The sequence below is a fragment of the Plesiomonas sp. genome (assembly GCF_051650925.1).
In the GTDB taxonomy this organism is placed as follows: Bacteria; Pseudomonadota; Gammaproteobacteria; order Enterobacterales; family CAMTGL01; genus Plesiomonas.
On sequence record NZ_JBOFRH010000175.1, the window covers coordinates 1 to 14,025 of the forward strand.

General features: G+C 49.8%; 13 protein-coding genes. 8 read left to right on the forward strand and 5 right to left on the reverse strand.

Features of this window, described 5'->3' with window-relative positions; all coding sequences use genetic code 11:
- The 3 genes from clcA to tyrS form a co-directional block, all read left to right on the forward strand.
- On the forward strand, positions 1 to 972 hold a 972-nt coding region (gene clcA / locus ACRC27_RS03985), incomplete at its 5' end, for a H(+)/Cl(-) exchange transporter ClcA (protein WP_438639243.1).
- A gap of 157 nt (positions 973 to 1,129) precedes the next feature.
- Positions 1,130 to 1,474 (forward strand): iron-sulfur cluster insertion protein ErpA, encoded by a 345-nt coding sequence (gene erpA / locus ACRC27_RS03990; RefSeq protein ID WP_438622354.1) that lies wholly within the window; start codon positions 1,130 to 1,132, stop codon positions 1,472 to 1,474.
- 242 nt (positions 1,475 to 1,716) lie between these two features.
- Positions 1,717 to 2,919, forward strand: a complete 1,203-nt coding sequence (gene tyrS, locus ACRC27_RS03995) for a tyrosine--tRNA ligase (RefSeq protein WP_438639244.1) — start codon at positions 1,717 to 1,719, stop codon at positions 2,917 to 2,919.
- 162 nt (positions 2,920 to 3,081) lie between these two features.
- Here the strand turns inward: tyrS and rpoD are convergent, their stop codons facing one another.
- From rpoD to rpsU, 3 genes are all read right to left on the reverse strand, one after another.
- A complete protein-coding gene (gene rpoD, locus ACRC27_RS04000; RefSeq protein WP_438622356.1) occupies positions 3,082 to 4,929 on the reverse strand; it encodes an RNA polymerase sigma factor RpoD in 1,848 nt (615 codons plus the stop codon).
- A 133-nt stretch (positions 4,930 to 5,062) separates the two neighbouring features.
- Entirely contained in the window at positions 5,063 to 6,811 is a 1,749-nt protein-coding gene (gene dnaG / locus ACRC27_RS04005) for a DNA primase (protein WP_438622357.1), read from the reverse strand.
- Between the two features lie 345 nt (positions 6,812 to 7,156).
- The gene (gene rpsU, locus ACRC27_RS04010; RefSeq protein ID WP_010862554.1) at positions 7,157 to 7,372 is read right to left on the reverse strand and encodes a 30S ribosomal protein S21; all 216 of its coding nucleotides are present in this window, start codon (positions 7,370 to 7,372) and stop codon (positions 7,157 to 7,159) included.
- 184 nt (positions 7,373 to 7,556) lie between these two features.
- On the opposite strand from rpsU, the gene tsaD reads away from it, so the two are divergent.
- A complete protein-coding gene (gene tsaD, locus ACRC27_RS04015; protein WP_438622358.1) occupies positions 7,557 to 8,576 on the forward strand; it encodes a tRNA (adenosine(37)-N6)-threonylcarbamoyltransferase complex transferase subunit TsaD in 1,020 nt (339 codons plus the stop codon).
- A 98-nt stretch (positions 8,577 to 8,674) separates the two neighbouring features.
- Here tsaD and plsY read toward each other — a convergent pair whose 3' ends face one another.
- Positions 8,675 to 9,286 carry a glycerol-3-phosphate 1-O-acyltransferase PlsY gene (gene plsY, locus ACRC27_RS04020; RefSeq protein WP_438622359.1) on the reverse strand — a complete coding sequence of 204 codons (612 nt, stop codon included), beginning with the start codon at positions 9,284 to 9,286 and terminating at the stop codon, positions 8,675 to 8,677.
- Between the two features lie 142 nt (positions 9,287 to 9,428).
- Between plsY and folB the strand changes: the two genes are divergently transcribed.
- From folB to bacA, 3 genes are read left to right on the forward strand one after another with little or no spacing between them, the layout of a single operon-like run.
- Positions 9,429 to 9,785 carry a dihydroneopterin aldolase gene (gene folB / locus ACRC27_RS04025; protein ID WP_438622376.1) on the forward strand — a complete coding sequence of 119 codons (357 nt, stop codon included), beginning with the start codon at positions 9,429 to 9,431 and terminating at the stop codon, positions 9,783 to 9,785.
- Entirely contained in the window at positions 9,785 to 10,261 is a 477-nt protein-coding gene (gene folK / locus ACRC27_RS04030; RefSeq protein ID WP_438630548.1) for a 2-amino-4-hydroxy-6-hydroxymethyldihydropteridine diphosphokinase, read from the forward strand. Before folB ends, folK begins: the two co-directional genes overlap by 1 nt.
- A gap of 49 nt (positions 10,262 to 10,310) precedes the next feature.
- Positions 10,311 to 11,120, forward strand: coding sequence for an undecaprenyl-diphosphate phosphatase (gene bacA / locus ACRC27_RS04035; protein WP_438639245.1), 810 nt, complete (start codon positions 10,311 to 10,313; stop codon positions 11,118 to 11,120).
- 159 nt (positions 11,121 to 11,279) lie between these two features.
- On the opposite strand, the gene ACRC27_RS04040 is transcribed toward bacA, so the two are convergent.
- Positions 11,280 to 12,515, reverse strand: coding sequence for a multifunctional CCA addition/repair protein (locus tag ACRC27_RS04040; protein WP_438634237.1), 1,236 nt, complete (start codon positions 12,513 to 12,515; stop codon positions 11,280 to 11,282).
- Positions 12,516 to 12,778: 263 nt separating this feature from the next.
- Between ACRC27_RS04040 and ACRC27_RS04045 the strand changes: the two genes are divergently transcribed.
- The coding region (locus tag ACRC27_RS04045) for an ExeA family protein (RefSeq protein WP_438639246.1) at positions 12,779 to 14,025 on the forward strand (1,247 nt) is incomplete at its 3' end.

Sequence of the window (14,025 nt, forward strand, 5' to 3'; positions counted from 1 at the left end):
TTCCGGATGGGGAAAAATCCGGAGATTCGTAATACTCTGCTGGCCGCCGGAGCCGCCGGTGGTTTAACCGCAGCCTTTAATGCGCCATTAGCCGGCGTGTTGTTTGTCATTGAAGAGATGCGCCCACAATTTCGCTACAGCATGATCTCGATTAAAGGGATTTTTCTGAGTGTGATCATGGCCTGCCTGATGGTGCGCTTTTTTACTGGGCAAGTGCCTGAGTTACCGCTAGGTGCGCTTGGGTTTGTGCCGCTACACTCACTGTGGCTATTTTTAGTGCTGGGCATGTTTTTCGGTGTGTTTGGCGTGCTGTTTAACCGCATGGTGTTTTGGTCACAAGATAAATTTGCTGCACTGCACGGCGGGGAGCGGCGTAAATTTGTGTTAATCGGTGCTTTGATTGGTGGCACGTGTGGTTTGCTGGCACTGTTAGTGCCTGAAGTCTCGGGTGACGGTATGTCTTTGGTGATGATTGCCGCAAAAGGCAACTTCACCATTACCGCATTAATGCTGATTTTTGCCGCGCGGGTGATCACCACCCTGATGTGTTTCTGCTCCGGTGCTCCGGGCGGTATTTTTGCCCCAAGTCTGGCCATTGGTACGCTATTTGGTACGGCATTTGGTACATTTGCTAGTCTGTTGTTTCCTCAATATCACCTTGAAATTGCGACATTCTCTATTGCCGGCATGGGTGCACTGTTTGCCGCCACCGTACGTGCGCCGCTGACAGGGTTGGTACTGGTGCTTGAGATGACAGAGAACTATCAGCTCATTTTACCGATGCTGATCACGGTGTTGGGCGCAACACTGCTTGCGCAGGCACTCGGTGGTAGGCCGCTGTATAGCGTGCTGCTTGAGCGCACGTTACAAAAGCAGGCCCAGCAACAGGCATTGCAGCAAGCACAAGAACAAACATCACCACCGGTTATGGAAGATACTAACGCTGATGCACAGGTGCAAACCGTAAAATAGTGTCTGTTGCGGGTCGGCATTAAGGTATGATTCCCGAAATCCGGCAGTTTATGTGTGCCGATAGCGAGATAATCACACACAATAATTATGCTCAATACTTGAACGCGTTGGTCAGGTATTAGATAATCGGCCCGCTTCTGATTGTGGAGACAGAATAATGAGTGACGTACCAGCCTTTCCCCTGCAGTTTACTGATGCGGCGGCAAATAAAGTGAAAACGCTGATTGCGGAAGAGAACAACCCAAACCTGAAATTACGCGTTTATATCACCGGTGGTGGTTGCAGTGGTTTCCAGTATGGTTTTACGTTTGATGAAGCAGTTAACGACGGTGACATGCTGATTGAGAATAGCGGTGTTGCACTGGTGGTTGACCCGATGAGCCTACAATATTTGATTGACGGCGAAGTCGATTATATTGATGGTCTGGAAGGTTCACGCTTCGTGGTGCAAAACCCGAATGCAAAAAGTACCTGCGGTTGTGGTTCATCGTTCAGTATTTAAACTGGATAGAGCCAGAATACGGGTGTTTTGTACCGGCCAGAAAGAGAATACCTCGTTATTATTGCGGGGTATTTTTTTGTCTGTGTATCCCTAAAACAGAGTAAATCTCTTTTCTGTGAAAATTTGTGCTCTACAGGCCGAATAATCCTGCCGATTCCCCTGTGTTCCGGTTTGCCTTGCTTGCTGAATCCAGTAGTATGGAACATTCACAATGACTGTTTTTACGTATCTAGGAGACCCGAATGGTGCGTATTGAAGAAGCACTGGCGGTAATTAAGCGCGGTGTGGATGACTTACTGCCGGAAGATGAACTCATCGCCAAGCTGAAAGAAGGGCGACCACTGCGGGTGAAGCTGGGCGCTGATCCGACAGCTCCGGATATTCACCTTGGTCATACCGTAATTCTGACCAAGCTGCGTCAGTTCCAAGAGCTGGGCCATGAGGTTATTTTCCTGATTGGTGATTTCACCGGCATGGTTGGTGATCCTTCGGGTAAAAATACCACTCGCCCGCCGCTGACCAAAGATCAGGTGCTGGCGAATGCGGAGACCTATAAAGAGCAGGTATTTAAAGTTCTTGATCCGGCTAAAACCCGCATTGAGTTTAACTCTAGCTGGTTGGGCGAAATGGGTGCCGAAGGGATGATCCGCCTTGCTGCTCGCCAGACCGTAGCGCGTATGCTCGAACGTGATGATTTTAAAACCCGTTTCCGTGATAACCAGTCAATTGCTATTCACGAATTTATGTACCCGCTGTTACAGGGCTATGACTCTGTGGCACTTGAAGCTGACGTTGAGCTCGGGGGTACCGATCAGCGCTTCAATCTGCTGATGGGGCGTGAACTGCAAAAAGATTATGGCCAGAAGCCACAAATCGTCATCACCATGCCATTGCTGGTTGGGTTAGATGGCGAGAAGAAAATGTCAAAATCGGCCCATAACTATATCGGGATCAGCGAAGCACCGTCAGAGATGTTCGGTAAAGTGATGTCGATTTCTGATGAGCTGATGTGGGATTGGTACGTGCTGCTCTCTTTCCGCCCACTGGCTGAAATCGAGGATTTCAAAGCGCGCGTAGCGGCCGGTACGCTGAACCCGCGTGATGTGAAAGTGTGGCTGGCAAAAGAGATTATTGCCCGCTTCCATTCACAAGCTGATGCCGATGCTGCAGAGCAAGAGTTTATCAACCGTTTCCAAAAAGGTGCAATGCCGGAAGATATGCCGGAATTGACGCTGGAAGCCGGTAGTGAAGGTATTGCGATTGCCAATTTGCTCAAAGAGGCTGAATTGGTGGCATCAACGTCAGAAGCACTGCGGATGATTAAGCAGGGCGGCGTGAAGATTGATGGTGAGAAGGTCGATGATGCCAAACTGACCCTGAGCGCCGGTAATACCGCAGTGTATCAGGTTGGTAAGCGTAAGTTTGCGCGTGTCACTCTGAAATAATCTGCTTGAAACAGCATGCTAATAAAAAAGCCCGTCAGATGACGGGCTTTTTTTGACTGTGATGGCGGTATTATTTATACCCCACCTTTGATTATTAATGGCTATCGATGATCACTCATGATGTGAACACCGATAACCACCGAGATAATCAACCGTGTCGATTTACTCGTCAAGGAAGCTGCGCAGAACTTCTGAGCGGCTTGGATGACGCAGTTTACGCAGTGCTTTAGCTTCGATCTGACGAATACGCTCACGAGTAACGTCAAACTGCTTACCGACCTCTTCGAGCGTGTGGTCAGTGTTCATATCGATACCAAAACGCATGCGCAGCACTTTGGCTTCACGTGCAGTCAGGCCTTCTAAGACATCACGGGTAGCGTTACGCAGGCTCTCTGAGGTTGCAGAGTCAAGCGGCAGCTCAAGCGTGGTATCTTCAATAAAATCACCCAAATGCGAATCTTCGTCATCACCGATAGGTGTTTCCATTGAGATTGGCTCTTTGGCGATTTTCAGCACTTTACGGATCTTATCTTCCGGCATCATCATGCGCTCGGCCAGCTCTTCTGGGCTAGGCTCACGACCCATCTCTTGCAGCATTTGGCGCGAGATACGGTTTAGCTTGTTGATGGTTTCAATCATATGCACAGGAATACGGATGGTACGTGCCTGATCAGCAATCGAGCGCGTAATCGCCTGACGGATCCACCATGTTGCATAGGTTGAGAACTTATAACCACGGCGATATTCAAACTTATCCACCGCTTTCATCAAGCCGATGTTACCTTCTTGAATCAGATCCAAGAACTGCAAACCACGGTTGGTGTATTTTTTCGCAATCGAAATTACCAAACGTAAGTTTGCTTCAACCATCTCTTTTTTCGCACGGCGGGCTTTCGCTTCACCGATAGACATACGACGGTTGATGTCTTTTACCTGCTCAATGGTCAGACCGGTTTCTTCTTCGATCTGACGCATTTTTTGCAGACAGCGCTGCACTTCATCACCCACTTCAGTCAGGCGCATAGACCAAGGTTTACCCGCAGCCAGTGCTTTTTCAAACCAGCTAGGGTTAGTCTCGTTGCCTGCAAACAGGGTAACAAAGTTCTTTTTCGGCATTTTGCACTGTTCAACACACAGCTTCATGATGATGCGTTCTTGAGTACGAACGCGCTCCATCATTGAACGCATTGAGCCAACCAGATAATCAAACTGCTTTGGTACTAAACGGAACTGTTTGAATACTTCAGAAAGCTTCTGAATCTCTTCATTGGTTGCAGCATGGTTACGGCCATTGAGCTTGATAGCTTGGCGGGTAACTTCATACTGATCGCGCAGTTCGGTGAACTTTTCACGCGCCAGTTCAGGATCAATTGAGCCATCGTCTTCAGAAGAGTCATCGCTTTCGCTCTCTTCGTCATCATCGTCAACGTCTTCGTCGGCTAACTGCTCTTCAGTGAGCTCTGATCCTACATGTGTTGCTGTTGGAGCCATGTCCTCTTCTGCATTCGGGTCAACAAAGCCCGTAATCAGATCAGAAAGACGTGACGTGCCAGCCTCAACACGGTCATATTGTTCTAAAAGATAAGTGATTGCTTCCGGATATTCGGCAACTGAACATTGTACTTGGTTGATACCGTCTTCGATGCGTTTAGCGATACCAATCTCACCCTCACGGGTAAGCAGTTCAACGGTGCCCATTTCGCGCATATACATGCGCACAGGGTCAGTCGTACGACCAATCTCAGATTCTACACTCGACAATACCTGCGCAGCGGCTTCCGCTGCATCATCATCAGCGAGGCTCTCTGCCAGCATCAGATCATCGGCATCAGGGGCTTCTTCCAGCACCTGAATACCCATATCGTTGATCATCTGGATAATGTCTTCGATTTGATCGGAGTCGACGATATCTTCCGGCAGATGGTCATTGACCTCAGCATAGGTCAGGTAGCCTTGCTCTTTACCCTTGGTAACAAGAAGCTTAAGCTGTGACTGCGGGTTTTGCTCCATAAGACGATATCCACACTTCAAGGTCTGAAAGAAGAAACTAGTACACGGCGGTATAAACCGCGAATTACGATGGCGTAACGCACTGTATTAAATAGTGTAAACCATCGATTATAGCATTTGGGCATTTTTTCTACTAGCCATTGCCCGGTTTGGCTGTAGTAATCAGCAGGGCAAGTTCCCTGCGTTCTTCGGCACTTAAGCCGTGTGTGCGGTCTTTCGCGATCAGTTGATTCATACGCTGTTCTACCCCCTGAATATATAGGTGATCAAGCGTATTCATAAACTCATCATCAATGTTCTCGTCACTGATCATATGGTGCCACATGGCCAGCATTTCAAGTTGTTGCCCCTCTTTTGTTCCCCGCCAGTGTTCTAATAACTGGCCGGTGGTGATCCCCGGTTGAGCCTGACAGGCCGTAATCAACTGAATAAACAGCGGGAGTCCGGGAATATCAAGCTGTGCTAATCCGCCTAAAGAGGGGACGCATCCAGCAAGTTGAGGGTTTTGGATCAGTAAGCCGATTAAAATGCGCATTGGGGTGCGTTTAATCTGCGGTGCTCGGGCGCTATTTTCACTGTGCAGCTTGGGTAGTAACCGCTCTAGCTGGCTTTCATCAAGAATACCCAGCTTTTGCCCTAATGCATTACGCAGATAGAGCCGCAGTGTATTGCCCGGCACTTTGTCTATCAGCGGAATGGCCAGTGTACTGAGTTTAGCACGCCCGTCTTGGCTGCTCAGGTCTACTTGTTGTAGCAAACTCTCAAACAAAAAAGCAGATAATGGCGTTGCCTGTTGTACACGTGCTTCAAAAGCGGCCTGACCTTCCTTTCTAACCAGTGTATCAGGATCTTCGCCATCTGGCAGAAACATAAATTTTACCTGCTTCCCATCATTGAGATAGGGCAGGGCAGTTTCCAGTGTACGCCATGCTGCATCGCGACCGGCATTATCACCATCATAGCAGCAGATGACCGTATCGGTACTGCGAAATAGCAATTGGACGTGCTCGGCAGTGGTTGATGTGCCCAGTGATGCAACGGCGTAATCAACATTAAACTGAGCGAGCGCCACCACATCCATATACCCTTCGACCACCAATAAGTGCTCAAGTTTCGGATGGGCCTGCTGCGCTTCGTATAAGCCGTACAGTTCACGGCCTTTATGAAAAATAGCCGTTTCCGGTGAGTTCAGGTATTTAGGGGTACCCGTGCCTAAAATTCGCCCACCAAACCCGACAACCCGTCCGCGGCGATCGCGGATTGGGAACATCAGGCGTTCGCGAAAGCGATCATAGACCCGGCCATTATCGTTATGCACCAGCATGCCGGCATCAGAAAGTGCCTGCTGATGCTCTGCTGAACCGCCAAATTTGCGGAGTACATTATCCCAGCCATCTGGCGCAAAGCCGATGCCAAATTTGTGGATAATCTCTGCCGACAGACCACGTTGAACCAGATACTGCTGTACCAGTGTAGCATGTGGTTGGGCCTGCTGTTCCCGATAATAGGTGGCTATTGCCCCCATTAACTCATACAGATTGCGTTTTTCTTTACGATCTTGCGTCGGCTGGCTGCTGCCCATTTCGCGCGGAATATCTAGGCCATGCTGTGATGCTAGCTCTTCAATCGCTTCGACAAACTCAAGGCGATCAAAGTCCATTAAAAAACCGATGGCGTTACCGTGCGCACCGCAGCCAAAACAGTGATAAAACTGTTTTTCAGCGCTGACGGTAAAAGAGGGGCTTTTTTCGTTATGGAACGGGCAACAGGCGTGGTAGTTCTTACCCTGCTTCTTGAGTTTGACGCGAGCATCAACCAGATCGACGATGTCGGTCCGAGCAAGAAGGTCATCAATGAATGCGCGGGGGATTTGACCTGCCATGACACCTCGTTAATTGGTTAGTCAGACGAAGCAAGTTCACAAACGAGCGAAAGCCGCGCGTTCCTGACGGAATGCACGGCCTGTGCTGCAACAGAAGTCTGTTGGCTTATCCTGTACTGGTATTACGTAGGCCGAGGCTTTCGTGGCAAATAAAAAAGGGATAAATCCCTTTTTTATTCTGCTAATACAGGATAAATCGTCTTTCCTGTGATGCACGGTAATGATAAATCGCAGTAAACTGCGATGAATCGCTACTTTGCTTAAGGAACAGACAAGCCCGAAGGCTGAGCGTACTAAACTAAAAGAGTAGCGGAAGCTAAAAAAATAGTTGAGTGCGCAAGTGCATTAGTACAGACGAGTGCGGCGTGCGTTTTCACGAGCCAGCTTCTTCGCGTGACGCTTAACAGCAGATGCTTTAGCGCGCTTACGCTCGGTAGTTGGTTTTTCGTAGAATTCACGACGGCGAACTTCAGACAGGATACCTGCCTTTTCGCATGAACGCTTGAAACGACGAAGAGCTACGTCGAATGGCTCGTTTTCACGTACTTTAATTACTGGCATGTGCCTCTCACCTCAATGGAAATCGGGTTGTACCCGCTGACTATCAAATCGCCAGCTTGACTAAAAATGGTGCGGAATTTTAATCCGAACGCATAGCTATTGTAAAGCGCTACCGCGATCTACTGGCGTGATTTTAATGCGCAGGATAACATAATAGGCTTTCCACGTCAGCTTGAGGCCACTTATGCGTATTCTAGGAATTGAAACTTCCTGTGATGAAACCGGTGTTGCAATTTATGATGATAAGGCCGGCCTGTTGGCTAACCAATTGTATAGCCAGATAAAATTACATGCTGACTATGGTGGTGTTGTGCCAGAGTTGGCATCACGTGATCATGTAAGAAAAACGGTACCTTTGATTCAGGCTGCACTCAAAGAGGCTGGATTAACGGCAAAAGATATTGATGGTGTGGCCTATACCGCAGGCCCAGGGTTGGTGGGCGCACTGTTAGTCGGTGCAACCGTTGGCCGTTCTTTGGCTATGGCGTGGGATGTTCCGGCGGTGGCTGTGCATCACATGGAAGGGCATTTACTGGCTCCGATGCTGGAAGATAACCCACCGGCATTTCCGTTTATCGCGCTGTTGGTCTCGGGTGGACACACCCAGTTGATTCGTGTTGATGGCATTGGCGAGTATACGTTGATGGGCGAATCGATTGATGATGCGGCGGGTGAGGCGTTTGATAAAACGGCTAAACTGATGGGGCTTGATTACCCCGGTGGCCCGTTATTGGCAAAACTGGCTGAGCAGGGTACGCCAAAGCGTTTTATTTTCCCGCGCCCGATGACCGATCGTCCGGGGCTGGATTTTAGTTTTTCCGGTTTAAAAACGTTTGCTGCCAACACGATTGCCCGTGAAGGGAATGATCCGCAAACCCGTGCGGATATTGCGCATGCCTTTCAACAGGCTGTGGTGGATACGTTGGCAATTAAGTGCCGCCGTGCACTAAAAGAGACCGGATTTAAACGGTTGGTGATTGCCGGTGGTGTGAGTGCGAATACCTCTTTGCGTACTCAGTTAGGTGAACTGATGACCCAACTCAACGGTGAGGTGTTTTATCCGCGTACCGCATTTTGCACCGATAACGGGGCGATGATCGCCTATGCCGGTATGATGCGGCTGAAAAATAAAGAGTATCAGGATTTATCTGTCTCTGCGCGACCGCGCTGGCCGATGGAAGAGCTAAAACCGCTGACATTTTAACGGTTGGTGTTTTGGCAATGATGAGTGTTGCGCTGTATTTTGACGGTGAGCTGGGTAGATAACCCTGACTCACCGTTTTTTATGCGTCTGTTTTTGGGTTATTCATCATCAGTATGTGAGGTGAATTTTCGCCAAAAACGGGGCTCTTGTCCGCGCCATAAACGTTGTAGGTTATCGTGATGCCGCAATAAAATCAGGCACGACAACATGGCCACGGGTAGGGTGAACTCGGGGCGAAACCACCAGACATACAGCGGAGCAAGTAGTGCGGTAAGAATAGCGGCTAGTGATGAATAGCCGGTGATCAGGGCGGTGAGCAGCCATGTCAGGCTGAGTAATCCGGTAATATCCCAACTGATAGGGGCAATGGCTCCGAATGCAGTCGCAACCCCTTTGCCGCCACGAAAGTGGAAGAATATTGGGTAGATGTGCCCAAGACAGGCAGCAATGGCAATGAAGCCTAAAATCGGGGGCGGTAGTTCCAGCTTGTAAGCGGCCCAAACCGGCAGCCCGCCTTTGAGGACATCGGCAATCAAAACACCGACCGCGGCAATGCGTCCGCCAATGCGTAGCACATTGGTGGTGCCGGGGTTGCCTGAGCCGCTCTCCCGTGGGTCGGGCAGGCCAGAGAGACGACAAATCAGTACGGCGCTGGAGATCGAGCCGAGCAGATACGCCAAGGCGATCATCGCGAACGCGAGTGCACTCATGGTGAAATTCCTGTGTCGAGGAAATATGATCCGATCACTACCGGATTCCAGAGATTGCCTTGATAATACGCAAAATGAGTCTGTTGGGGTATCCGACCTCTCTTTATTTTTGACGACAACCCTTTTTATGGATAACAACGTGATGGATATCGTGTTTATCGAACAACTGAGTGTGATTACCACCATTGGTGCTTATGACTGGGAACAAACCATCAAGCAAAAGTTGGTATTTGATATTGAAATGGCGTGGGATAACCAAGCTGCGGCCGAGCAAGATGATGTACGTTTGTGTTTGGATTATGCTGCCGTGAGCGATGCGGTAACGTGCTTTGTACAGCAGGGAACATTTGCACTGGTTGAGCGGGTAGCAGAAGATGTGGCCGCGCTGATTTTGACGCAGTTTGGTGTGCGCTGGTTGCGTTTGCAGGTGCGAAAACCGGGAGCGGTTGTCAACGCGTTGAGTGTTGGGGTGACGATTGAGCGCGGAGTGCGTGCGTAATGGTAACGCTGTTTATCGGTATTGGCAGCAATACTGATCGTGAGATGCATTTACGGGCAGCGGTCAGGGCATTACAGCAGGCTTTCACGCAGGTTGAACTTTCACCGGTTTATGAAGCCAAAGCGGTGGGTATTCACAGTGATAATTACTATAATCTGGTGGCCAAGTGTCAGACAGAACAGGATGTTGTTGCTGTAAATCAGACATTGCAAGCGATAGAAGATCGCTGGGGTCGTCGTGCTCGGAATGATGTCTGTACGCTGGATCTGGATTTACTGCTATACGGTAGCCTGTGTCGCCAAGATAAGCCGGTACTGCCGCGCACGGATATTTTGCACTGTGCGTTTGTGTTGCAGCCACTGGCTGATTTAGCGCCGCAGATGTTGCACCCTGAGCGTCAGTTGCCGTTTGCCACTTTATGGCAGCAGTTTGGCGTGTCAGATCAGGTGTTATGGCAGATCCCCTTTGTGTGGTGATGTGCGTGTTTTTGATTGTTATTTTTTCTTTCGCAGGTAGGCGTTGTTCATGAATGAGTTGTTGATTGCTTTCATCCTCGGTGTGGTTGAGGGGTTAACCGAGTTTTTGCCGGTTTCTTCCACCGGACATCTGATTTTAGTCGGGCATTTACTGGGGTTTGAAGGGGCAAAAGCGGCCACTTTTGAGATTATTATTCAGCTAGGTTCAATTCTGGCTGTGGTGGTGGTGTTTTGGCGGCGGATGTTTGGCCTGATTGGTATTCATTTTGGTGAGAAACCAGCACAGCAGGCTGGCGGGCATTTAACGCTAATCCATATTATTTTGGGGATGTTGCCTGCGGTAGTGATTGGTTTGCTGGTTCATGACTGGATTAAAGCTAACCTGTTTGGCCCACAGACGGTGATGTACGCGCTCGTTGTCGGTGGTGTGTTATTGCTGGTGGCGGAATTTTTCAAGCCAAAAACCACTGCGCATGATCTGGATCAGATCACCTATAAGCAGGCATTTGGTATCGGTTTATTTCAGTGTTTAGCACTGTGGCCGGGCTTTTCGCGTTCAGGTTCAACCATCTCCGGTGGTTTATTGCTGGGTGTTGGCCGTCAGGCTGCGGCAGAGTATTCGTTTATTCTGGCTGTACCTATGATGCTGGGAGCTAGTGGTCTGGATCTGCTGAAAAGCTGGAGTATTTTGAGCTTGTCTGATCTGCCAATGTTTGCGGTGGGTTTTATTACCGCATTTGTGGTGGCGATGATTGCCATTAAAACCTTCCTTGCGGCGATTAAGCGGATCTCGTTTGTGCCTTTTGCTATTTACCGCTTTATTTTGGCTGCAATGGTCTATTGGGTTGTTATCGGCTAACGTTGGATTTTGATGTTATCCCTAACACTCTAATTTTGTGATCTGTTTTTATGATCCCAAAAAAGAGAGATAAAAACAGCGGGTTTGATACCCGCTGTTTTTGTCTTTGAACGCGATTGGATTGCGTGTAAGACGGCGATAAGTGCCGAAATCTGCAGTTTACTGCACGGCCTGATACTGGCGTTTAAAATCGGCAATGGCAGTAATACGTTGCTGGTGTAATTGCTCTTTGATTGCTGCGCCGCTAAAGCCTTGCGCAATGATCGGCTGTACTGCAATGGTGGCGGCAGCCTGATAAGCGGCGCGGACATAATCTGCTTGCGGATAGGGTTTTTCGGCAAAACCAGTCCGGCCACAAAAGTCGGCTTCGGTTGCCAACAATGCAAATTCAAGACGTTCAGGTTTACGCCAAATATCGAGTTTATCGAGCATATTTAGCAGGGTTTCAGGGCGCAACTCAAAGGCGGTGTGGATCAGGCCGTGTACCTGTGCCACCAGTATGGCGATATCACGCAGATGATTGGGGATTTTCAACCGCGTGCAAAATGCTCGAATGACCGGTACGCCTTTTTCGCCATGCCCGTGATGGCTTGGCCAGCAGTGTGGCGGAGTCAACGCTTTGCCAAAGTCATGACACAGGGCAGCAAAACGGACATCCAGACTCGGGCTTAAACGGGCCGCTTGCTGCAGCGTCAGCATGACGTGCACGCCACTGTCGATTTCAGGATGCCATTTTTCGGGGGCGGGAACGCCAAACAAGGCATCAAATTCGGGGAACAGGCAGGCGAGCGCGCCGCAATCCCGCAGGGTCTGAAAATAGACCTGTGGGGCGGGGCTGTTCAGGGCTTTTTCGGTCTCTTTCCAGACACGCTCTGGTGTCAGATGATTTAACTCACCCGCAGCCACCATAGTACGCATTAACTGTTGTGTTTCGGGGGCGATTTGAAAGCCAAAATCGGCAAAGCGTGCGGCAAAGCGAGCAATACGCAACACCCGTAGCGGATCTTCGCTGAATGCTGGTGAAATATGGCGTAACAGGCGCTGTGCGAGATCGCGCTGGCCGTTATAGGGGTCAATCAGCGTACCATCACTGTGCTGTGCAATGGCGTTGATAGTGAGGTCTCGCCGGATCAAATCTTGCTCTAGCGTCACATCAGGGGCGGCATGGCAGACAAAACCGGTATAGCCGAGTCCCTGCTTGCGTTCGGTACGTGCCAATGCGTACTCTTCGCGGCTTTGCGGATGTAAAAAGACCGGAAAGTCTTTGCCGACCTGCTGATAGCCCTTGGCCAGCATATCTTCCGGCGTTGAGCCGACTACCACCCAATCCCGCTCGTGGATAGGTAAACCGAGTAATTGATCACGTACTGCACCACCGACCAGATAGACTTGCACCCTGTATCCTTCTTTTTTGACTATTTTTGCCAGTATAGCTGATCAGGCTGCAAACAGAATCGGTAGTACTGATACAGTAAACAGAACATAACGGCATTATTTGGTAAGGATATCGGCTAAAACGGCTATTTAGCGGTAACATCTGGGGTAGGGCCTGCCGTTAAATATGACAGTTCAATGGTGTGTGACTTTCGTACAAAGGTAATGCAAACTGGCTTTCTCTGCGGGCTAATATGTGCCTGCCCACTGTGATTGGAGAATCAATGTATCAAGCTTTTTTCGGGTTAACGGCTACACCATTTTCAATTGTACCTGATCCGCGTTTTCTGTTTTTAAGTGACAGACACCGTGAGGCACTGGTGCATTTGTTTTATGGTCTGCGTGATGGCGGCGGCTTCGTGCTGCTGACCGGTGAAGTTGGAACGGGGAAAACGACCGTTTCACGCGCCATGCTCGAAAAAGTAGATAGTCAGTTTCAACTGGCGACGATCCTCAACCCGATGTTGGATGCTCGAGAGTTGTTAGCCGTTATTTGTGATGAGCTTGGGCTGAATACTGCAGCGCCACAAGGTGGGCCACAGGCCAGTTTAAAACAGCTTTCGGATACCCTGCATCAGCATCTGCTACACAATCATGCGCAGGGGCGAAAAACCATTTTATTGATTGATGAAGCCCAGCATTTACAGCCACCGGTGCTTGAACAACTGCGTCTGCTGACCAACCTTGAGACGCATCAAACCAAGTTATTACAGGTAATTTTGATTGGTCAGCCGGAGCTGTTGCAGCGTTTGCAACAACCCGCGTTACGCCAATTACTACAGCGGATCACTGCCCGTTATCATCTGTTGCCGCTGAGTTTGTCTGAGTTGACTGACTATGTGGCCTTTCGCCTAAAAACTGCCGGTTGTGAGCGTTCGTTGTTTAGCCCTGCGGCGTTGCGGGCACTGCATAAAGCCAGTGGCGGAGTGCCACGGGTTGTTAATTTGCTGGCCGACCGTTGTCTGATGCTGGCATATGCACAGGGTACTGCACAGGTGCAGATGCGTGATGTGCTTAATGCCGATCGCGAAATTCGGGGTGTACAGCCAAGCAATTTTCCAGCCAGTAAAACCGTTGCGGCACGCTGGGCAATATGGCGCTGGCCGTTGCTGGGGTGTGGTTTGGGCTCTCTGCTCACCTATGGGCTGTATTTAGGCGTGCTCTTTTTGTGGCAGCCAGCTTGGTTAACAGGGCCAATATCTGTGGCCACTCCAGCAAAATCTGCTACGCAAAGCGCATCTGGTTTGGCGGCGAATGTGGCAGCGGCTGAGTCAACCAGCGAGCCGTTGACTAAAGTGGCTGAGGAAGCCTCTGTGACGGCTGTATCCCCCAAAAAAACGGCTTTACCGCTGTTGGCTGAGCCGTTAAAGCAGACGATGATGCTGGCGCGTGAGCCTGAAAGCGCAATGGAAGCGCTCTACCGTGTGTGGGGGTATCAACTGCAAGATGCTCCGGCTGACTGTGCCGCGGC

Bases quoted from the DNA above. Each gene is read 5' to 3' on its own strand.
- dnaG (WP_438622357.1), bottom strand. From the start codon at position 6,811: ATGGCAGGTCAAATCCCCCGCGCATTCATTGATGACCTTCTTGCTCGG.
- bacA (WP_438639245.1), top strand. From the start codon at position 10,311: ATGAATGAGTTGTTGATTGCTTTCATCCTCGGTGTGGTTGAGGGGTTA.
- tyrS (WP_438639244.1), top strand. From the start codon at position 1,717: ATGGTGCGTATTGAAGAAGCACTGGCGGTAATTAAGCGCGGTGTGGAT.
- rpsU (WP_010862554.1), bottom strand. From the start codon at position 7,372: ATGCCAGTAATTAAAGTACGTGAAAACGAGCCATTCGACGTAGCTCTT.
- folB (WP_438622376.1), top strand. From the start codon at position 9,429: ATGGATATCGTGTTTATCGAACAACTGAGTGTGATTACCACCATTGGT.
- erpA (WP_438622354.1), top strand. From the start codon at position 1,130: ATGAGTGACGTACCAGCCTTTCCCCTGCAGTTTACTGATGCGGCGGCA.
- plsY (WP_438622359.1), bottom strand. From the start codon at position 9,286: ATGAGTGCACTCGCGTTCGCGATGATCGCCTTGGCGTATCTGCTCGGC.
- tsaD (WP_438622358.1), top strand. From the start codon at position 7,557: ATGCGTATTCTAGGAATTGAAACTTCCTGTGATGAAACCGGTGTTGCA.
- folK (WP_438630548.1), top strand. From the start codon at position 9,785: ATGGTAACGCTGTTTATCGGTATTGGCAGCAATACTGATCGTGAGATG.
- rpoD (WP_438622356.1), bottom strand. From the start codon at position 4,929: ATGGAGCAAAACCCGCAGTCACAGCTTAAGCTTCTTGTTACCAAGGGT.